Origin of the sequence: Pseudomonas sp. MWU349 (genome assembly GCF_017947325.1) — a bacterium.
GTDB classification, from domain to species: Bacteria; Pseudomonadota; Gammaproteobacteria; order Pseudomonadales; family Pseudomonadaceae; genus Aquipseudomonas; species Aquipseudomonas protegens.
Genome location: NZ_JAFEVP010000001.1, coordinates 934,165 through 955,229, shown reverse-complemented (window position 1 = coordinate 955,229; position 21,065 = coordinate 934,165). Strand labels below are relative to the sequence as shown.

Here is a 21,065-nt window from a genome sequence, read left to right as displayed (position 1 = left end):
TGCCTCACCCGAAGCCCGCCTCGCCAGCGGGCTTTTTTCATGTTGCCTGGCGCAGGTCCTGGAAGTACGGCTTGTCCCGGGGCACCCGGTCCGAAGCCTTGGGCGCATTGCCCGAGGGGCCTTCCTGGCGGTCCACATACCAGTAGCAATGCTTGGCCGCCCGGGTGATACCCACATAGGCTAGCCGCAGGATCTCGTCCTTCTGTGCGCTGTCGTAGGGCTCTGCATCGCCGTCCTTGCCCAACCCGGCCAGGCGATAGACCTGGTTCTTGTACGGCGAACTGCTCAGGTGCTGACAGTCGCCCAACAGGAATACCGCATCCGCCTGCAGGCCCTTGGCGCTGTGATAGGTCAGTTGTTTCAGGCGCCTCGACCCTGGAGGCAAACTAGAATCAACATTAACTATTTGAGAAATAGTGTTTTCAATCAGTAACTTATCGCTACTTCTTCTAAACAACATCAAGATTGAATCACCCTGCTCATAGTGCTCAGCCAGACGCTGGGCCAGGCCCTGGTCATCACGATCGAGCACCTGCACCGGCCACAGCTCAGTAGCATCACCGCTGGCCTTGGCCTTCTTTCCGGCAATGGCCGGCGCCGCGCGGACAATATGCTCCGCGGCATCGATTACATGCTGATGGCTGCGGTAGTTCTCGCTGAGCATGACCCGAGTGGTGCCCGGGGACGGGAACTCCTTGTTGAACTCGATGAAGTACTTGGGCGAGCTGCCCCGCCAGCCGTAGATCGACTGCCAGTCGTCACCGACACAGAGCAGCGAGGAATGCTGGGCGGCGCGCCCGATGTGCAAGGCGGCGCCTCGGCTGCGGATCGCCGCAAGGCTGGCCCTGATCCAGGAAACGATCTGCGGCGAAACATCCTGGAACTCGTCGATCATCAGGTGCGACATCGGGCGCAGGCAGGCATCGCTGAGCAGCTTGAAGTTCTCCGGCGAGCGCTCGCTGAACAGGGCGAACATGCGGTTGTAGCTCATGATGGGCGGCGACTGATCCAGCAGATGGTCCTCCAGGGCTCGCCAGAACAGGCTCAGGGCTTCGAAGAAAAACCGGTCCGGATCGTCCTGGGCAAAACTCATGCCCGCGACGGCATCGCCCACCTCCAGCCCCAGGTTCTCGATAAAGCCGGCGGCAGCGACAAAGCAATCGAGCAACGGCGCCGATGCCAGCTCGCCCTTGACCTTGTAATCGAAGCCCGGGCCAGCACTGACCTGGGCTGAAAAGGCACCGGCAGAACGCTTCGATGACTCGTAACTATCTAGCCATATCAATGGCTTACGACAGAAAGCTTGAAACAGGGTGCGCTTTACAGCCCACTCTGCGCGTACCGACAACTTGGCCCCTGGCCGGCTGAGCTGCGGGCTCTCGCGCGGATCGAAGCCCAGCACCACCCACGCCTCCAGTTCCGCGCAGTAGCCGTGGCTGTAGAAGGTCGATCCGTTGATTTCGAAGCGCTGGCGCTGCGGCTCGACCCCCTTGATCGGCCAGGCACCGGCGCGCAACCACAGGTCTTCCACGGTGTCGCACAGTTCTTCATCGCGCTTGGCCGCCAGCTCCGTCACTGCCATGCGCTTTTGCACATCCGGGTGGTCGCGCTCCAGTTCCTTGAGTTGCAGAGCGTGGCGCAGCAAAGGCTGCAAGGCCAGGCGGAAGCGCTCGTCACTGCGATACAACGCCTGGTAGCAGGCATTGAGGTGCTTGCGCTGGGCATCATTGATGCGCAAGTCGAAAGGGTTGCTGTCCACCTCGTCTTCGCCGCCCTGGAGGCGATCGCTGAGGTTCTCGAAGGCCTGCAGGCGCTCGAAGCCCGGCAGGCTGCGGACCATGGGCAGAATCCGCGAGTGGAAGGTCCGCACCAGCTCCCGGGCTTCCCTGGCGCCCAGTTGCCGCCCCCACAGGGCAAAGACTTGCGTGAGCTTGGTGATGAAGTCCTTGCGCGACTCCCGGGTGAAGGTCACCACGGTCATGGCGTCCAGCTCGAAGCCCAGATAGTGATGCAACAGCAGCAGGCGCAGCACCAGCGAGGTCGACTTGCCGGCCCCGGCCCCGGCGATCACCGCGGTGGCGGGTGTGTCGCTGAAAATCATCTTCCACTGCGCGGCGCTGGGTTGCGCCCCGGCGGGCAGCAGGCGGGCGACATCGGCCTTGAAGCGCTTTTTCAGCTCGGCGCTCAACGGCAGGCGCCAGTCATCGAACAGCCGGTCATCCACACCGGGCGGACGGTGCTCGGTGTTGCGGCTGTCGCGGATCAACAGCACCTGGCGGCCTTCCTCCAGACCCTCAAGCCGGCCTTCCTGGTAGCCGTACTCCACGCCGGCAGTGTGGCCACTGCGAAAGCCATCGGCCTGACCATGCAGCCAGGAAGCCCGATGCTGGGCCCGCAGGCGGTTCAGGCCATGGCCGAAGAAGCGCGCCGCGAGGCGTTTGAACAGGGGCATCTGGGCCAGGGGCAAAAGCTCGGGGGGCAGATCGGGGGTGTGTTGCGACACGCGGACTCCAGGGTGTGAGGCTGAGCAGTAATCTTCGGCGGATTGTTCCACGGTATCCAGCCAATTGCTTGCAGGTCATTAACTTAAGCGATGAACCGAAGGTTTAACACCAGCTTTGCGACAAAATAATCATCTAATTTTACGATTGGATTACGGCATTTTTTGCGCTTTTTATCGATCTATAGCTGATGGAAGATGCTCGCCATCAACCAACGGTTATCGTTTTCTGGCCCGGGTACAACGTGCCATGACGAGCCCTTAATGAGGAGAAGATCATGCTTGAACTCAGACCTTTCAGCTCCCTGGGCGGCGCGCACCACGGCTGGCTGGATGCCCACCACCATTTTTCCTTCGCCGAGTACCATGACCCCAAGCGCATGCACTGGGGCAACCTGCGGGTCTGGAACGATGACGTGATCGCCCCTGGCACCGGCTTCCCCCAGCACCCGCACCGGGACATGGAAATCATCACCTACGTTCGCGAAGGGGCCATCAGCCACCAGGACAACCTGGGCAACAAGGGCCGCACCGAAGCCGGTGATGTGCAGGTAATGAGCGCCGGCACCGGGATCGCCCACAGCGAGTACAACCTGGAAGCCACGCCAACCAAGATCTTCCAGATCTGGATCATCCCCAACCAGGCGGGCTCTGCACCTTCCTGGGGGGCCAAGCCTTTTCCCAAGGGCCAGCGCGAAGGTTTCGTGACCCTGGCCAGTGGCAAGGCTGGCGATGAGGAAAGCCTGCGAATTCGCGCCGATGCGCGGCTGGTGGCGGCCAACCTGAAGGCCGGGGAAACGGCCGAGTATCACCTTGACGCCGGACGTCGAGCCTATCTGGTGCCCGCGACCGGGGTGATCGAGATCAACGGCTTGCGCGCCGAAGCTCGAGACGGCGTTGCGGTTGAGAATGAGCCGCTGCTGCGGGTGACGGCGTTGCAGGACAGCGAGATCGTGCTGGTGGATCTGGCGTGAAATACAGCGGCCAATAAAAAGGGGCGACCGTGATGGTCGCCCCTTTTTTTTGCCTGACGGGCCCGGAGCGCCGGTCAGTTGCCGCTGATGGCGGCGTCCACCAGGGTTTGCGCTTCCTGCACCAGTTGCTTGAGGTGATCGTCGCCGATAAAGCTTTCGGCGTAGATCTTGTAGATGTCTTCAGTACCCGACGGGCGTGCGGCGAACCAGCCGTTCTCCGTCATGACTTTCAGGCCGCCAATGGCCTGGTCGTTGCCCGGTGCATGGCTGAGGATCTGCTGGATCGGCTCGCCGGCCAGTTGGGTCGAAGTTACCTGCTGGGGCGACAGCTTGCTGAGCAGGGCCTTCTGCTGCGGGTTGGCCTTGGCATCGACACGGATCGAGAACGGCTCACCCAGCTCGTCGCACAGGGCGCGGTAGGCCTGGCTCGGGTCGCGGCCGGTACGCGCGGTCATTTCCGCCGCCAACAGGGACGGGATCAGGCCGTCCTTGTCGGTGCTCCAGACGCCACCGTCGCGGCGCAGGAAAGAGGCACCGGCGCTTTCTTCGCCGCCAAAGCCCAGTGAGCCGTCGAACAGGCCATCGGCAAACCACTTGAAGCCCACCGGCACTTCATACAGACGGCGGCCCAGGCGTGCAGCGACCCGGTCGATCAGGCCGCTGCTGACCACAGTCTTGCCCACCGCGGCATCAGCGCGCCATTGCGGGCGATTCTGGAACAGGTAGTCGATGGACACCGCCAGGTAGTTGTTCGGCGCCAGCAGGCCGCCGCTCGGGGTGACGATACCGTGGCGATCGTGATCGGGGTCGCAGGCGAAGGCCACGTCGAAGCGTTCCTTGAGGCCGATCAGGCCCTGCATGGCGTAGCTGGAGGACGGGTCCATGCGGATCTGCCCGTCCCAATCCACCGACATGAAGCGGAAAGTGGCGTCCACTTGTTTGTTCACCACCTCCAGGTCCAGGCGGTAGTGCTCGGCGATCGCCGACCAGTAGCGCACCCCTGCTCCGCCCAGCGGATCCACGCCCAGGCGCAGCTTGGCGTTGCGGATGGCGTCCAGGTCGATGACGTTGATCAGGTCGGCGACGTAGGTGTTGAGGTAATCGTGGCGATGGGTGGTGTCGGCCTTCAGCGCCTGTTCGTAACTGATGCGCTTGACCCCGGCCAGCTTGGCCGCCAGCAGTTCATTGGCCTTGGCTTCGATCCACTTGGTGATGTGGGTGTCGGCCGGGCCGCCGTTGGTGGGGTTGTACTTGTAGCCGCCGCTTTGTGGCGGGTTATGGGACGGGGTGATGACAATGCCGTCCGCCAGGCCCGAGGTGCGCCCACGGTTGTAGCAGAGGATGGCGTGGGACACCGCTGGGGTCGGGGTGTACTCGTCGCCGGCAGCAATCATCACGGTCACGCCATTGGCCGCCAGCACTTCCAGGGCGCTGGCCCCGGCCGGGGTCGACAGGGCATGGGTGTCGATGCCGACAAACAGCGGGCCGTCGATGCCCTGGGATTCGCGGTACAGGCAAATGGCCTGGCTGATGGCCAGCACATGCCATTCGTTGAAACTCAGATCGAACGAGCTGCCACGGTGCCCGGAGGTGCCGAAGGCCACACGCTGGGTAGGCACCGATGCATCAGGCTGACCGGTGTAATAGGCCGTAACCAGTCGCGGGATGTCGACCAACAATTCAGCCGGTGCCGGTTTGCCCGCAAAAGGACTGAGAGTCATGCAAAACCTCTGGAAAAGGATGGTTCGGAAATGGGCCGCAGTTTACTGGCAGTTTGACCGCAACGCGATGGAATCTATCCCAACGCCCCGGCGCTTTTATGCAGCGACCGGCTTGCCGGTAAAAGGACGTCCAGGGGGAAAACTAAAAAGCCGGCGCAAGGGCCGGCTAATCGAGGCAATAAAAAACGCCAGGCTTTGCCTGGCGTTGGAATCAGGCCGGTTCGACCTGAAGCGCGACCCGTTCGCGGCACGGACATTCATCCATGTAGCGGTGCGCCTCGACAAACTCGTTGAACGCGAATACCCGGGTCTTCAGGGGCAGCAGCACCCGGTCCGCCGTGAGCTGGTTGATGTCGCGCAACGCACGCTGCAGCGCGACCTGATCCTGGACAATTCCCAACTCCGGCTTGCCAGTGAAGTTGCCGATGCAATGGACGAAGAACTGGATGTTCTTCTGGAACGCCGCGCAGGCCGGGAACGGCGTCTGGTTGCCGCCCTGCAGGCCATAGAGCACCAGGCTGCCGCGGGGCGCCAGGACGTCGCCGAGCATGGACATCTGCGGACCGCCCAAACCGTCGAACACCACGTCGACGCCGCGGTTGTCGGTGAGCTTGTTGATCTGCATCAGCAGGTCCTGTTCCTCGGTGACAATCACCTTCTCGGCACCCAGGGACAGCAGGTATTCACGTTCTTCAGCGGTCTTGGTGGCGGCAATCACCCGCACACCCAGGGCCTTGCCCAGCTGGACAAAGGACGGCCCGGCGCAATGGCTAGCGTCGGTCACCAGGGCAAACTGCCCCGGTTTGACCCGCGCCAGGTCGGCGTAGGCGAAATAGGCGATCAGCAGCGGCGTGTAATGAACAGCGGCCTCGATCGGGCTGAGAACATCGGGATAACGGGTCAAGGCCGAACGCGGCAGGACGATCAGCTCGCCATACACCGGGTAATCGTTGGGGCTTTCGGCGGGAAAACTCGCCACCTTGTCACCTACCGCCAGGTCGTCGACGCCCTCGCCCACGGCCGTGACCACACCGGCCATTTCGTGCCCCAGGCCAGAAGGCAAGCGCGCATGGGACGACGCCAGGTTCTGCCGCCAGAGCACGTCATACCAGCTGATACCGATGGCTTCGACTCGTACCTGCACTTCGCCTGGCGCAGGCAACGAGGCCGCATGCTCTTCGCATTTGAGCACCTCGGCCGGTCCAAACTTGTGAAAACGAATCGTGCGGGACATCGCAAACCTCGTCAAATTAACCTCTAATGCCGCGAACTTTATCCGGGCTTTGCAAGCAAGACTATCAGTGCCTATTAATAGTCGACATGCTTGGCATTGATTTCGTGCCCTTGAATATCGGGGCGTACAGCCTGCTCGAACCTTGCCCGACTACAAACAAACAACATTTAGCCGATGCAGAGTACCAGCCTTTCCCCGTAAGATTCACGCCGGCCATTGTTCCGATATGGCCGCTCCCGTCAAGCTCGCTGACTCTGCCAGGACTCCAGATGAATCGTAATGACCTGCGTCGTGTCGACCTGAATCTGTTGATCGTATTCGAAACACTGATGCACGAACGCAGTGTGACCCGCGCCGCCGAGAAGCTGTTCCTCGGCCAGCCGGCCATCAGTGCAGCCCTGTCGCGCCTGCGCAACCTGTTCGACGATCCGCTGTTCGTGCGTACCGGGCGCAGCATGGAGCCCTCGGCCCGGGCAGTGGAAATCTTCGCCCTGCTCTCGCCGGCCCTGGATTCGATCTCCACCGCCGTCAGCCGCGCCGCCGAATTCGACCCGGCCACCAGTACCGCCGTGTTCCGTATCGGTCTTTCCGACGATGTGGAATTCGCCCTGCTGCCGATGCTGCTCAAACGCCTGCGCGCCGAAGCCCCAGGCATCGTGCTGGTGGTACGCCGCGCCAACTACCTGCTGATGCCCGCGCTGCTGGCCTCCGGCGAAATCTCCATCGGCGTCAGCTACACCGCCGACCTGCCGGCCAACGCCAAGCGCAAGGTCCTGCGCCGCAGCCTGCCCAAACTGCTGCGGGCCGACACCGTGCCCGGCCCCCTGACCCTGGACGACTTCTGCGCCCGCCCCCACGCCCTGGTGTCGTTCGCCGGGGACCTGAGCGGGTTCATCGATGAGGAGCTGGAGAAGCTCGGACGCAAGCGCCACGTCGTGCTCGCCGTACCGCAATTCAACGGCCTGAGCACCCTGCTGGCCGGTACCGACATCCTTGCCACCGTGCCCGACTACACCGCCGACGCCCTCACCGCCGCCGGCGGCGTACGCGCCGAAGACCCGCCGCTGCCAGTACGCAGCTTCGAACTGCACATGGCCTGGCGCGGTTCGCAGGACAACGACCCGGGCGAGCGCTGGTTGCGTTCAAGAATTCAGATGTTCTTCGGCGACCCAGACAGTCTTTGATCAAGTGCCACAGGCATCCATAGATTCTTCCGAAAAGAGTCCTTTAGCGACTAATTCGGTCCGTGGCTTTCCCTCAGGTGCCGCTGGCTTGCGAAGTATTCGGGGGCATAAGTGGGGGGCAAACCCTGGCGGGTTGAAAGGGATGCCCCCAAGGGAGAAGTCAGCGGCCCTCGCCCTTGGCCATGCAATATGAGTTGACGAACGTTGCCGTGTGCCGCAGGGGCTGACGGATATCCGGTTTGGCTAGCCCATACCTCTTGGCAAATTGCTCGACGGCCGCGGTATCAAATCCAGTGGTCTGGATAAAGTCCAAGGCTTCGGTTTTTGTATTCATGAACCGCGCCATGAGGGGAATGCTCAGCAGCCACTTCAGCAATCGGAGCGAGATGCTACGCTGCGTTACTACGAGCAAATCGGCCTGATCACACTGCAGCGGCGAACGAACAACTACCGCGTTTACACCGCGCGCGCAAAGCATGGGGTTTTCACTGGGGGAAATAGGCGAGATTCTGAATGCGCAGCGCAACCAGCTGATCGATTGTGCGGACGGCGCCAAGCTCATTGAAAGGAAGATGGCAGAAATCAAACAGAAAATCGCCAACTTCCAGCGTATTTATCGGTATCTGGATCAAGAGCGTGCAACCCTCGAAGCCAGTGCTGCCAGGCAACTTGAGCTTCAGCAGCTGAACAGCTCTTCCAACTGAGCTGTCAGAGAGAATCCGCGGCGACTCAACGCTCTGGACAGTGATAGACATTGCCTGAAAGAGTCACGTTGGTTTGCTCCAGTCGACCATCCGAGCCGGTTTGCCCTGCACGCTGAGTGAGGAGATAAACCCTGTTGCCCCCTATTGCCGCTGCTTTGTTTTTAAGGTCATTGCGCGCCCCGGTCTCCAGTTCGGCATTACCCGTGATACTGCCCAATAAAAAGTTGCCCTGACTACCCGTGACATCACCCAGGAACTGGCACTCTCGCCCCGGCTCATTGTGGGTGATGCGCACATTGTTGGCGCCCGGTCCGGCAACGGAAGTGGGCGCGCAACCCATCAGGCCAGACAACGCCACACACAGACCAATGCCCGCGAGAGTATGGGGGAGATACATCTACTTGATTCCTTTCTTACGGTTAGAGCGGTGCCCTCAAGGGATGAGCTTTCAGGGCGATAGGGCGCGCAGTATCAAGCTTTAGTAAAACTGCAGGTGTATTAATCAGTAAATTTACAGTCTAAAAATGTAAAAACCGGACCACAGACATCGTACCAAGGCCCTGGCCATGACGCCCCGACCTGTAGCTTGGTCAAGCCTTTCCAGCGACTTGCCAATCTACCTGCATGGTTGGCTAACACGACTCACGTTCAACTACGGGGCATTCAACCCGTTGAATCCCGGGTTCGTTCCTGCACTCAATGATGTATTGGACAGAGCGTCGTCCCATTTCGTAATACGGCAACTGCACAGTACTGAGCGGCGGGTAGAACAGCTCTGCAACACCGATCATGTTGTCGTAACCCAAAACCGCCACCTGGTTCGGAATACGCAGCCCACGGCTTAGCAAGTACTGGTAGGCCACCAAAGCAATACGGTCGTTACCACAGATAAGGAGATCGAACGCTGGACCTTCTTGCGACTCGCGCAACTGCGTCTCCAGCACGCTGAGCGTTTCCTGATAGGCGTCATCCTGCGACAGGCTGTATTGAGGAACATCGGCCACGGATATTCCGGCCTCGGCGAGTGCGCGACACAATCCAAGCTGGCGCGGCTGCCAAGCCAGGCTGGCTTGTGGCAGGTTGATGCACAACGGACGCCGATAACCACGCTTGAGCGCATGTCGCACCGCCTGATACTGGCCATCGGCATCGTCAGGCACATAGCAGGCCACCCCGGGCTCCAGGCTCACGCAATTGCTCAGTACCAACGGCAGGCTGCGCAGCCCTGCGGGGATTTCGACAGTCCGCAACTGCATGGCGCTAAAAATGATTCCGTCAGGCTGGTGGGACAGCATCAGGTCGATGGTCTGCTGGCTCGGCGGCACTTCGAACACGTTGAGGATGAAGATATTCCAGCCGTGCTCCCGGGCAGTGCGCTCCATGGACAGGAGCATTTCCACAGCGAAGGGCGTGGTGGCGGTATCCAGCGCGAAGACGCCAATGGTCTTGCCACGGGAAGCACCGCCGCGGATCTTTCGGGCAGAAAGGCTGGGAACATAACCCAGGGTCTCAACCGCTTGCAGAACTTTCGCCAGGGTTTCCTGATTGACCTTTTCCGGAGTGTTAAGCGCCCTGGACACGGTCATGAAGGAAACCCCTGCCAGGCGCGCGACATCTTTAACTGAGGCCATTCGCAGGAGCCAATGCTTGTATGGCCGGGCATCATGTCATGCTTGGCAAAAGCATGACAACACGCCGCCTGACGCCGCGCCAACCGCGGCCAATCACCAGGGTCACAGGTGCAGATCGGCCAAGTGCCAGACCGACGCTTGGCCAAAACCACCGCTGCCATTGACCGCAAACGCCATGACCGCCAGGCTGTCGGGGCTAGGGTAGATCCGACTGCTCAAGCTATAGGCTCCGTCATCGACAAACACCTCAATGGAGGATCGATCAAGGAAAATCCGCAGGGCTATCTGCATTTGGCCCTTGGCTATCGGCACGCTGCGCGCACCGCTTACCCCCGCTCCCGAGTGTTGCCTGTCCAGCACCAGACGCCGCGCCATCGCATCGAAGTACACCAGGGTCCGCTCTTGCCGATCCTCACTACAACGCAGCGCCAACCCGAAACGCTCAGCCGTGCTACCAGCCAGGTCCAGGGTCAGTTCGAATTCCAGCAGCGCCCCTCGCTCAGCGAGTATGCAATTGCCGGATTCGACCACGCCGATCGCCAGTGTCCGTTGCGACTGGCGTAGCGCTGCCAACTCGCGGGCCGGCCGCATGCGTAGCCGTTCGCCATTGCGGCTCAGTTCACGAGGTAGCGACAGCGCACCGCACCAGTGTTGCGCCTGACTCGGCATCGGGCTGTCCCACATGTCCATCCAAGCCCACAACAGGCGTCGCCCGTCTGGCGCCAGCACGGTCTGCGCCGCATAGAAATCGTGACCATGATCCAGTTCACGCAGCTCACCGCACTCGCTGAAGTATCCGCGATCGTCCAGCAGGCCCATCCGATAGCTGTTCTGGAACTTGTTCCAGTTGTCATAACCGCTGGGGTTCAAGCCTTGAGGCGAATAGAGAAACACATCACAGCCATCGAGTTCGAACAGGTCAGGACACTCCCACATATAGCCGTCCGACTCTCGTTGCCCTTGCAGTGCGCACCTGAGGTACGTCCAGTGATGCAGGTCGCCTGAGCGATAGAGCAGGAGCTGAGGGGCGTCGCCTTGGCGCGCACCCAGGGCCATCCACCATTGCTCTCCTCGCCGCCATACCTTGGGGTCGCGAAAATGCATGATGCCCGGTTCAGGCGCCCTATCGATCACCGGCCCGTGCTTGCTGAACACAACCCCGTCGGTGCTGCTGGCCAGGCACTGAACCTGGCGAATGCTCCGCTCGTCGCCGGGCGCACCCAGCCAGGTATGCCCGGTGTAAATCAGGTACAACACGTCGTCCATGACCACCGCAGACCCTGAAAAGCAACCGTCGCGGTCATAGGCCTCGCCCGGCGCCAGCGCGATGGGCAGGTGCTCCCAGTGCACCAGGTCACGGCTCTTGGCATGGCCCCAGTGCATCGGCCCCCACTGAGCCGAATAGGGATGATGTTGGTAGAACACATGGTACTCGCCGCGAAAATAAACCAGACCGTTCGGGTCATTCATCCACCCCACCGGCGGCGCAAGATGATAGGCCAGGCGATAGTCATCACCCCGCCCAGGCAGTTTTTTTTCAATAGCGCGATGCGCTTGCTCTAACAGTGCAGCGTGCATGGCTGGTTCCTGTCTAGGGTTCATAACGAGGGGCGGATGGCGCGATGGCGGGAAGCTGTCGTGAATCGCCAGCCCCGACTTGAGAGGCGTCACGCACCGGGTCCTTGCGCAACAAGGTCCATGAAAGCAGCAGGCAAGCGCCGACCAGGCCTGCCATCAGTACGTAGACGCTGGAGAAACCGAAATGGTCGTAGCCGTAGCCCACCAGCGGTGACAGCAACATGGCGGTCAGTTGCTGGGCGAACTGGAACCCCACCAAGTAGATCGAGGCGGACAGCCGAGAGTCGAAGTTGAGCGAAATGTATTTGAATATCGAGACCAGCAAGATGGGCACTTCCAAGGCGTGCAACATCTTGCAGGCGGCGATGGCCCAGGCCTGCGTTGCCAGCCCCGACCCAAGGATGCGCACGAACATGATGCTGCCGGCCAGAATCAGCCCGTATTTGGCGCCTGTGCGGCTGACCACCCAGGGTGCAAGCAGCATCAGGACCGCCTCGACCAGTACCTGAGACGAGTTCAGGTAGCCATAGGCACGGGTCCCCTCCTCCGGGGTCGGGAAAAACGAGGAGAAATACACCGGAAACTGTTGCTCGTAGATCATGTAGATCCCGCATACCCCCGTCAGGTAAAGGCTGAAAGCCCAGAACCGCGGGAGTGCCAGCAACTTCCAGAGATCGTTCAGGCGCACGGGGTGGACAACCGTGCCCGCCTGCACTGCCGGCTGGGCCAACCGGTCGAGGTCCAGACGGAACAGGATCAGCAAAAACACGATGCCGGCGAGGCTGCTCATGTAAAACGCAATGTCAGGATCGATGTTGAACACCACGCCGACCACGCCCGTCGCGCTGGCCCAGCCCAACGACCCCCACATTCGGGTGGTTCCAAACTCGAATCCTGCATGCCGCGACAAGCGCTCGGTGTACGACTCGATCACCCCAACGCCTGCCAGCATCGCCAGCGCCAGGAACGCCGCACCGACCAACGCGCCGAGCACCACGTTCTGCGCCAACAGGCCGGCGTAGACATAAGTTGCAAACGGGGCCGCGGCACACAGCAGGATGCCAATCCACACCAGGAGCTTTTTGGACAGCCCGAGGCGGTCTTGGAGGGCGCCGTAGAAGGGCTGAACCAGCAGCGCCGCAATGGCGTTGGCGGCGAAAATGAAGCCGGTTTCCGTGCCATTCAAGCCAATGACTCGATGCAGCCAGATAGAAAACAATGAATAGCTGGATGACCACGAAAAGAAGAAGAAAAACAACAAACCACTGATAAGCCAGTACTCGCGTTTGGCGGCAAACTGCATGTGACGACCCTCTTGTTTTTATTTAGGTTAACGTTAACATCGCATCCCATTACGCGTCTCCAAACGCTTCGCTGTCAAGTGGCGTGCGCTGCAAAAAGGCACTCAACTCGCCCTGCATGACCCGCAGAAGGTCCCTGTCCGACGGGAGACCGCGAACCGTTGGAAAGATGTCTGCAGTGCCCGAATACAAAAACAAGAGGGTTATCTATGCGTTCTGCGGTGTGCTGGCCTTGGGCTGGCTTTTCTCTGTTCGTGCTCTCCACTCAACTGTTCGCCGCGCCAGCTCAAAGCATCGAGGAGCGTCTGGCCAGGCTCGAAGCCCGGACCTCCTCCGCCGAAGCTCGTGCTTCAGCGGCCGAAGCCGATGCGGCTCGGTTGCGCCGGGAAGTCCAGTTGCTCAACCAGAAAATCGTCGGCCGCCTGCCCTCTCCAACAGAAAATACCCTCGACCAACGCATAGCCCGGATAGAGGCCCATCAGCAGGTCCTGGCAAGCGCTGCCCCGGCGACCGCCTCTTCGGCCGGGGCGAGCGAACGCCTGAGCGATGGCTTCACCTTCGGTGGCTATGCCCGCTCCGGGATCATGAGCAACGGATCCGGCGCCGGTCGTGGTGGCCCCTATGTGACCCCTGCCGGCTCGGTGGGGGGCGCGGTGGGCCGTTTGGGCAATGAAGTCGATACCTACATGGAGGCCAAGCTCGCCAAGGAAAGCCAGGCTGACAACGGCACACACGCCAAGTACCTGCTGATGCTCGCCGACGGCCTGGAGACGCCCAATGACTGGACCGCGGCGCAAAGCCAGCTCAATGTGCGCCAGGCCTACACCGAACTGAGTCACCTGGCGTCCTTCCAGGACAGCCCCCTGCTGCGCAATGCCACGCTATGGGCAGGCAAGCGCTTTGATCGGGATAATTACGATCTGCATTGGCTAGACAGAGGGATTGTGTTCCTGGCCGGCACAGGCGGTGGCATCTACGACCTGCAACTGACCCAGGACTGGCGCCTCAATGCCTCGCTGATGAGCCGCTCCTACGGAGACTTCGGCACCGAGGAAAAAAAGGATATCCGCAGCTATGTCGCGACCCTGAATCAATTCTTCGACCAGGGCCGCTGGCAGGTCATGCTCAATGGCATCTCATCAGGCCAGAACGATGCCGACCTGGAACCCGGCAACGGTGCAGAACCCGACCGCAAGCGCCGACTGAACAAGTCCGGCTTCAGCCCCGCCACGGGGGGCACCCATGGCCTGCTCGCCTACCATCGGCCCGATTTCTTCGGCCATGAGGGCTACGCCAAGGCGGTGCTGCTTTATGGCCAAGGCCTGGGAGCGGAGGTCAACAACATCGGCGCCGATGGCGACTTGCTGGACCAGGCCAGGACCTTGCGCCTGGCGTTCTATGGCCATACGCGCCTCAATCAGGACTGGCGCATCGCCCCGGCCCTGATCGCCGAACAGAGCAAGGATCGTTATGTTGCCGGCGATGACTATCGCTACATGACACTCAACGTGCGCTTGGCCAACGAACTGAGTAGCAATTTCGAAATGCAATACGAACTGAGCTGGCAGACCATGGATCTCGACGCACGAGGCTACGATGGCCGCCAGGCCGCCAAGGGCGACTATTGGAAACTCACCCTGGCGCCGACCTTCAAGGCCCAGACCGGTGACTTCTTCATTCGCCCGGAGCTGCGTCTGTTCGCCACCTACATGAACTGGTCCAAAGACCTGGATGACTTCAGTGCAACGGACGACTTTGGCCAGAAAGGCTTCAAGTCCGGCGGCGACTGGCAACTGGGGGTACAGATGGAAACCTGGTTCTAGACGCCCAGCAGCCGGGCAACCCGATGGCGCTGTGATCTGGCCCTGGCTACCAGGAGCTGCTTGGGACAACCGCCGCCCATTGACGCCACTTTCGCCGGCAAGCCGGCTCCTGCGGCCACAGCCAATGTTGCGTCAGCCGCAATAACTAATTGCACGCCAGGGAATTGATAGCAGCCTAACGAAAGGCGCATGCTAGAGGGCTTGCGTGGGGCTTATATCATTCCGAATGATAGTTACCTTCGCTTCATTCGATTCGTGAGATACAACCCTGCCGAGCATCATCCGCCCATCTCAAATACAGTGGCGGATGCACCATGGACCAGTCAGTCAAACTCCTACGTTTTCCACTCGCCGTTCTCGCCGTGCTGGTGATGAGCGCGTGCGGCAAAGCCCCTGAGACCGCCTCCGCCCCGCCCGCTGCCAAAGTCAGCGTGGCCAAGGTGCTGGAACAGCCGGTCAACGAATGGGATGAATTCACCGGGCGCCTGGAAGCCCCGGAAACCGTGGAGATCCGGCCTCGGGTCTCGGGCCAGATCGATCAGGTGGCCTTCACCGAAGGCGCCCTGGTAAAGAAAGGCGACCTGTTGTTCCAGATCGACCCACGGCCTTTCCAGGCTGAAGTGCGCCGCCTCGAAGCCCAGCTGCAACAAGCTCGGGCCACCGCGACCCGCAGTGCCAACGAAGCCCAGCGCGGCCAGCGCCTGCTGACCAGCAACGCGATTTCCGCCGAGCTGGCCGACACCCGCACCAGCGCCGCCCAGGAAGCCCGGGCCGGGGTCGATGCGATCCAGGCCCAGCTGGACGTGGCCAAGCTCAACCTGAGCTTCACCCGGGTGGTGGCGCCCATCAGCGGCCGGGTCAGCCGCGCGCAGATCACCGCCGGCAACCTGGTGACCGCCGATGTCACCCCGCTCACCAGCCTGGTGTCCACCGACAAGGTCTACGCCTACTTCGACGCCGACGAGCGTGTGTACCTCAAGTACACCCAGCTCGCCCGCCAGGGCCAGCGCGGCCAGACCACCCCGGTGTACCTGGGGCTGTCCAATGAAGAAGGCCACCCGCACCTGGGGCAGATGAACTTCGTCGACAACCAGGTCAACCCCAAGACCGGCACCATCCGGGGCCGCGCAGTGTTCGACAACAGCGACGGCAGCTACACCCCGGGCCTCTATGCGCGCCTGAAACTGGTGGGCAGTGGCACCTACTCGGCGATGCTGATCAACGACGAAGCCGTAGGCACCGACCTGGGCAAGAAGTTCGTGCTGGTGATGGACGCCGACAACAAGCCAGCCTACCGCGCCGTGGAACTGGGGCCGAAGATCGAAGGCCTGCGCATCGTGCGCAACGGCCTGAGCAAGGACGACACCATCATCGTCAAGGGCTTGCAGCGGGCACGTCCCGGCGCACCGGTCACGCCTGAAGTGATCCCCATGGCCAGCAAGGAAACCCTCGCCGCCCTGGCCCAACAACGCCAAGCACTGGAAGCCAGCAACCTGCAGCAGGTCACCCCTGCCAAGGCGGCTCCGGCTGTGAAACTCGCCGCTGCGACACCGCGCGGTTAAGGGACGACTCTCAAGATGAATTTTTCCCAGTTCTTCATTTCAAGGCCGATCTTCGCCGCGGTGCTGTCGCTGCTGATCCTGATCGCCGGCGCCATCTCGCTGTTCCAGCTGCCCATCAGCGAATACCCGGAAGTGGTGCCGCCCACCGTGGTGGTGCGCGCCAACTTCCCGGGGGCCAACCCGAAAGTCATCGGTGAAACCGTGGCCGCGCCCCTGGAACAGGCGATCACCGGGGTCGAGAACATGCTCTACATGTCCTCGCAATCCACCGCTGACGGCAAGATCACCCTGACCATCACCTTCGCCCTGGGCACCGACCTGGACAACGCCCAGGTGCAGGTGCAGAACCGTGTGACCCGCACCCAGCCCAAGCTGCCCGAAGAAGTGACGCGCATCGGCATCACCGTGGACAAGGCCTCTCCGGACCTGACCATGGTGGTCCACCTGACCTCGCCGGACAAACGCTACGACATGCTCTACCTGTCCAACTACGCCCTGCTCAACATCAAGGATGAGCTGGCTCGCCTGGGCGGCGTGGGGGATGTGCAGCTGTTCGGCATGGGCGACTACTCGCTGCGGGTGTGGCTGGATCCGAACAAGACCGCCTCGCGCAACCTGACCGCCACCGACGTCGTCACCGCCATCCGTGAACAGAACCGCCAGGTTGCCGCCGGTGCCCTGGGCGCGCCACCTGCGCCCACCGCCACCAGCTTCCAGCTGTCGGTCAACACCCAGGGTCGCCTGGTCACCGAAGAAGAGTTCGAGAACATCATCATCCGTTCCGGCGAGGACGGTGAGATCACCCGCCTGAAGGACATCGCCCGCATCGAGCTGGGGTCGAGCCAGTACGCCCTGCGTTCCCTGCTCAACAACCAGCCGGCGGTGGCGATCCCGATCTTCCAGCGCCCGGGTTCCAACGCCATCGAGATCTCCAATGAAGTGCGGGCCAAGATGGCCGAGCTCAAGCAGAGCTTCCCGCAAGGCATGGACTTCAGCATCGTCTACGACCCGACCATCTTCGTCCGCGGCTCCATCGAGGCAGTGGTGCACACCCTGTTCGAAGCCCTGGTGCTGGTGGTGCTGGTGGTGATCCTGTTCCTGCAGACCTGGCGCGCCTCGATCATCCCGCTGGTGGCCGTACCGGTGTCGCTGATCGGTACCTTCGCGGTCATGCACCTGTTCGGTTTCTCCCTCAACGCCCTGTCGCTGTTCGGCCTGGTGCTGGCCATCGGTATCGTGGTGGACGACGCCATCGTGGTGGTGGAGAACGTCGAACGTAACATCGGCCTGGGCCTGAACCCGGTGGAAGCCACCAAGCGCGCCATGCGTGAAGTGACCGGCCCGATCATCGCCACCGCCCTGGTGCTGTGCGCGGTGTTCGTACCGGCAGCCTTCATCAGCGGCCTGACCGGGCAGTTCTACAAGCAGTTCGCCCTGACCATTGCCATCTCCACGGTGATCTCGGCCTTCAACTCCCTGACCCTGTCGCCGGCCCTGGCCGCGGTATTGCTCAAGGAACACCATGCGCCCAAGGACCGTTTCTCGAAGATCCTCGACAAGCTGCTGGGGGGCTGGCTGTTCAAACCCTTCAACCGCTTCTTCGATCGCGCCAGCCATGGCTACGTCGGCACCGTGCGCCGGGTCATCCGCGGCAGCGGCATCGCCCTGTTCCTCTATGCAGGCCTGATGGTGCTGACCTGGTTCGGCTTCGCCCACACCCCGACCGGTTTCGTCCCGGCCCAGGACAAGCAGTACCTGGTGGCCTTCGCCCAACTGCCGGACGCCGCCAGCCTGGACCGCACCGAAGACGTGATCAAGCGCATGTCCGACATCGCCCTCAAGCAGCCCGGCGTGGAAAGCGCGGTGGCCTTCCCTGGCCTGTCGATCAACGGCTTCACCAACAGCCCGAACAACGGCATCGTCTTCGTCACCCTCAAACCGTTCGGCGAACGCAAGGACCCGAGCATGTCCGCCGGTGCCATCGCCGGCGCCCTGAACGGCAAGTACGCGGATATCCAGGACGCCTACATGGCGATCTTCCCACCGCCGCCGGTACAGGGCCTGGGAACCATCGGTGGCTTCCGCCTGCAGGTGGAGGACCGCAGCGGCCTGGGCTACGACGAGCTGTACAAGGAAGTGCAGAACGTCATCACCAAGAGCCGCAGCGTGCCGGAACTGGCCGGGCTGTTCACCAGCTACCAGGTCAACGTGCCCCAGGTGGATGCTGCCATCGACCGGGAAAAGGCCAAGACCCACGGCGTGGCGATCTCCGACATCTTCGACACCCTGCAGATCTACCTGGGTTCGCTGTATGCCAACGACTTCAACCGCTTTGGCCGCACCTACCAGGTCAACGTCCAGGCCGAGCAGCAGTTCCGTCTCGAGCCCGAGCAGATCGGCCAGCTGAAAGTGCGCAACAACAAGGGCGAGATGATCCCCCTGGCCACCTTCATCAAGGTCAGCGACACCGCAGGCCCCGACCGCGTGATGCACTACAACGGCTTCGTCACTGCGGAAATCAACGGCGCAGCGGCCCCGGGCTACAGCTCCGGGCAAGCGGAAGCGGCGATCGAGAAACTGCTCAAGGAAGAACTGCCCAACGGCATGACCTACGAATGGACCGAGCTGACCTACCAGCAGATCCTGGCCGGTAACACCGCGCTGTTCGTCTTCCCGCTCTGCGTACTGCTGGCCTTCCTGGTGCTGGCCGCGCAATACGAGAGCTGGAGCCTGCCACTGGCGGTGATCCTGATCGTGCCCATGACCCTGCTGTCGGCCATTACCGGGGTGATCGTCTCCGGGGGCGACAACAACATCTTCACCCAGATCGGCCTGATCGTTCTGGTGGGCCTGGCCTGCAAGAACGCGATCCTGATCGTCGAGTTCGCCAAGGACAAGCAAGAGGAAGGCCTCGACCCGCTGGCCGCGGTGCTGGAAGCCTGCCGCCTGCGTCTGCGGCCGATCCTGATGACCTCCTTCGCCTTCATCATGGGCGTGGTGCCCCTGGTGATCTCCAGCGGCGCCGGTGCGGAAATGCGTCATGCCATGGGTGTCGCGGTGTTCTCCGGGATGCTCGGGGTGACCTTCTTCGGCCTGCTGCTGACTCCGGTGTTCTATGTACTGATCCGCAACTACGTGGAGCGCAGCGAGGCGCGCAAAGCCGCCCGCGCTCTGCAACTGGAGGCGCAACAATGAGTTCCAAAGTCTTCCTGCCGAGCCTGCTGGTGCTGGCCCTGAGTGCCTGCGCCGTCGGTCCGGACTACCAGACGCCCACCACCGAGGCGGCGCACATCAGCGCCGCCACCGATGGCGCCGCGGGCCAGAAGAACTTCGACCGCGCACGCTTCGAAGGCATCTGGTGGCAGCAGTTCGATGACCCGACCCTCAACCAACTGGTGAGCAAATCGTTGCAGGGCAACCGTGAACTGCGGGTGGCCTTCGCCCGCCTGCGGGCCGCCCGGGCGATTCGCGATGACGCCAGCAATGACGCCATGCCCACCATCACCAGCCGCGCCAGCAGCGACCTGGCCAAGGGGCAGATCCCCGGCCAGACCACCAAGCGAGTCAACAGCGAGCGCTACGACCTGGGCCTGGACATGGCCTGGGAACTGGACCTGTTCGGCCGCATCCAGCGCAACCTGGAAGCCACCGACGCCGACCAGCAGGCCGCCGAGGCCGACCTCTACCAACTGCAGGTGACCATGATCGCCGAGCTGGTGGACGCCTACGGCCAGTTGCGCGGCGCACAGCTGCGGGAAAAGATCGCCCTGGCCAACCTGGACAACCAGCAGGCCTCGCGCAAGATCACCGAAAGCCTGCGCGACGCCGGGGTCGGCGACCAGCTCGATGTGGTCCGCGCCGACGCCCGCCTGGCTTCGGTGGAAGCCAGCGTGCCGCAGTTGCAGGCCGAGCAGACCCGCCAGCGCAACCGCATCGCCACCCTGCTGGGCGAACGCCCGGACAAGCTCAGCGTCGACCTGTCGCCGGCGCAGCTGCCGGCCATTGCCAAGGCCCTGCCGATTGGCGACCCGGGCGAGCTGCTGCAACGCCGGCCGGACATTCTCAGCGCCGAACGCAAGCTGGCAGCGGCCACCGCGCGCATCGGCGTGGCCAAGGCCGACCTGTTCCCACGGGTCAGCCTCAGCGGCTTCCTCGGCTTCACTGCCGGGCGCGGTTCGCAGATCGGCTCCTCGGCGGCCAATGCCTGGGCCCTGGGCCCGAGCATCACCTGGGCGGCCTTCGACCTGGGCAGTGTGCGGGCCCGCCTGCGCGGCGCCGACGCCAATGCCGACGGCGCCCTGGCCAGCTACGAGCAGCAGGTGCTGCTGGCCCTGGAGGAATCGGAAAACGCCTTCAGCGACTACGGCAAGCGCCAGCAACGGCTGATCTCCCTGATTCGCCAGAGCGAATCCAGCCGCGCCGCCGCGGACCTGGCCGAGATCCGCTACCGCGAAGGCACCGTGGACTTCCTGGTGCTGCTCGATGCCCAGCGTGAACGCCTGGCCGCCGAAGACTCCCAGGCCCAGGCCGAAGTCGACCTGTACCGCGGCATCGTCGCCATCTACAAGGCCCTGGGTGGTGGCTGGCAACCGGAGACGGTAGCCAGCAAGTAAGGATTTGCAACGAGCTCCTTTGGTTGGCCGCAACCAACCAATGTTTGGCCCCGTGGATCATTCGGTCGCGGGGCTTTTTTTTGCCTGGCTCAAGGGCCTCTTCGCCGGCAAGCCGGCTCCTACAAAAGCAGGTGCACCCCATAGCCCCTGTAGGAGCTGGCTTGCCAGCGAAGTCGCCCGCCGGAACACCGCCCACCCCAAGCCCATTGATAGAGGCCGTCGATCAGGCAGTCGGCCATT

At 62.3% G+C, this 21,065-nt stretch carries 13 protein-coding genes and 2 pseudogenes; 7 read left to right on the top strand and 8 right to left on the bottom strand.

Annotated features, from left to right (window positions below; all coding sequences use genetic code 11):
- Nucleotides 1-37 precede the first annotated feature (37 nt).
- Nucleotides 38-2,503 (bottom strand): UvrD-helicase domain-containing protein, encoded by a 2,466-nt coding sequence (locus tag KCG88_RS04180; protein WP_210711812.1) that lies wholly within the window; start codon nt 2,501-2,503, stop codon nt 38-40.
- A 275-nt stretch (nt 2,504-2,778) separates the two neighbouring features.
- On the opposite strand from KCG88_RS04180, the gene KCG88_RS04175 reads away from it, so the two are divergent.
- On the top strand, nt 2,779-3,474 hold the full coding sequence (locus KCG88_RS04175) for a pirin family protein (protein ID WP_210711811.1): 696 nt from the start codon (nt 2,779-2,781) through the stop codon (nt 3,472-3,474).
- A 74-nt stretch (nt 3,475-3,548) separates the two neighbouring features.
- On the opposite strand, the gene pgm is transcribed toward KCG88_RS04175, so the two are convergent.
- Entirely contained in the window at nt 3,549-5,195 is a 1,647-nt protein-coding gene (pgm, locus tag KCG88_RS04170) for a phosphoglucomutase (alpha-D-glucose-1,6-bisphosphate-dependent) (protein ID WP_047286888.1), read from the bottom strand.
- Nucleotides 5,196-5,406: 211 nt separating this feature from the next.
- Nucleotides 5,407-6,429, bottom strand: coding sequence for a zinc-dependent alcohol dehydrogenase family protein (locus KCG88_RS04165; protein ID WP_047286890.1), 1,023 nt, complete (start codon nt 6,427-6,429; stop codon nt 5,407-5,409).
- 269 nt (nt 6,430-6,698) lie between these two features.
- Between KCG88_RS04165 and KCG88_RS04160 the strand changes: the two genes are divergently transcribed.
- Nucleotides 6,699-7,613 carry a LysR family transcriptional regulator gene (locus KCG88_RS04160; RefSeq protein WP_011061517.1) on the top strand — a complete coding sequence of 305 codons (915 nt, stop codon included), beginning with the start codon at nt 6,699-6,701 and terminating at the stop codon, nt 7,611-7,613.
- 160 nt (nt 7,614-7,773) lie between these two features.
- Here KCG88_RS04160 and KCG88_RS04155 read toward each other — a convergent pair.
- Nucleotides 7,774-8,001, bottom strand: a pseudogene (locus KCG88_RS04155) (NAD-dependent dehydratase); the annotation flags it as partial.
- 24 nt (nt 8,002-8,025) lie between these two features.
- On the opposite strand from KCG88_RS04155, the pseudogene KCG88_RS04150 reads away from it, so the two are divergent.
- A pseudogene (locus KCG88_RS04150) lies at nt 8,026-8,317 on the top strand (MerR family DNA-binding protein).
- Between the two features lie 25 nt (nt 8,318-8,342).
- On the opposite strand, the gene KCG88_RS04145 reads toward KCG88_RS04150, so the two are convergent.
- The 4 genes from KCG88_RS04145 to KCG88_RS04130 form a co-directional block, all read right to left on the bottom strand.
- Nucleotides 8,343-8,714, bottom strand: a complete 372-nt coding sequence (locus KCG88_RS04145; RefSeq protein WP_047336953.1) for a DUF4156 domain-containing protein — start codon at nt 8,712-8,714, stop codon at nt 8,343-8,345.
- A gap of 235 nt (nt 8,715-8,949) precedes the next feature.
- Nucleotides 8,950-9,948 carry a LacI family DNA-binding transcriptional regulator gene (locus KCG88_RS04140; RefSeq protein ID WP_011061519.1) on the bottom strand — a complete coding sequence of 333 codons (999 nt, stop codon included), beginning with the start codon at nt 9,946-9,948 and terminating at the stop codon, nt 8,950-8,952.
- Between the two features lie 102 nt (nt 9,949-10,050).
- Nucleotides 10,051-11,526, bottom strand: coding sequence for a glycoside hydrolase family 32 protein (locus KCG88_RS04135; protein ID WP_210711810.1), 1,476 nt, complete (start codon nt 11,524-11,526; stop codon nt 10,051-10,053).
- 13 nt (nt 11,527-11,539) lie between these two features.
- The gene (locus KCG88_RS04130; RefSeq protein WP_210711809.1) at nt 11,540-12,829 is read right to left on the bottom strand and encodes an MFS transporter; all 1,290 of its coding nucleotides are present in this window, start codon (nt 12,827-12,829) and stop codon (nt 11,540-11,542) included.
- 207 nt (nt 12,830-13,036) lie between these two features.
- Between KCG88_RS04130 and KCG88_RS04125 the strand changes: the two genes are divergently transcribed.
- The 4 genes from KCG88_RS04125 to KCG88_RS04110 all read left to right on the top strand — a co-directional run bounded on the left by KCG88_RS04125 (nt 13,037) and on the right by KCG88_RS04110 (nt 20,825).
- The gene (locus KCG88_RS04125) at nt 13,037-14,650 is read left to right on the top strand and encodes a carbohydrate porin (RefSeq protein ID WP_210711808.1); all 1,614 of its coding nucleotides are present in this window, start codon (nt 13,037-13,039) and stop codon (nt 14,648-14,650) included.
- A 314-nt stretch (nt 14,651-14,964) separates the two neighbouring features.
- Nucleotides 14,965-16,212, top strand: coding sequence for a multidrug efflux RND transporter periplasmic adaptor subunit MexE (mexE, locus tag KCG88_RS04120; protein WP_047286901.1), 1,248 nt, complete (start codon nt 14,965-14,967; stop codon nt 16,210-16,212).
- Nucleotides 16,213-16,227: 15 nt separating this feature from the next.
- Nucleotides 16,228-19,407 carry an efflux RND transporter permease subunit gene (locus KCG88_RS04115; RefSeq protein ID WP_210711807.1) on the top strand — a complete coding sequence of 1,060 codons (3,180 nt, stop codon included), beginning with the start codon at nt 16,228-16,230 and terminating at the stop codon, nt 19,405-19,407.
- A complete protein-coding gene (locus KCG88_RS04110; RefSeq protein WP_041118422.1) occupies nt 19,404-20,825 on the top strand; it encodes a TolC family protein in 1,422 nt (473 codons plus the stop codon). Before KCG88_RS04115 ends, KCG88_RS04110 begins: the two co-directional genes overlap by 4 nt.
- Nucleotides 20,826-21,065 lie beyond the last annotated feature (240 nt).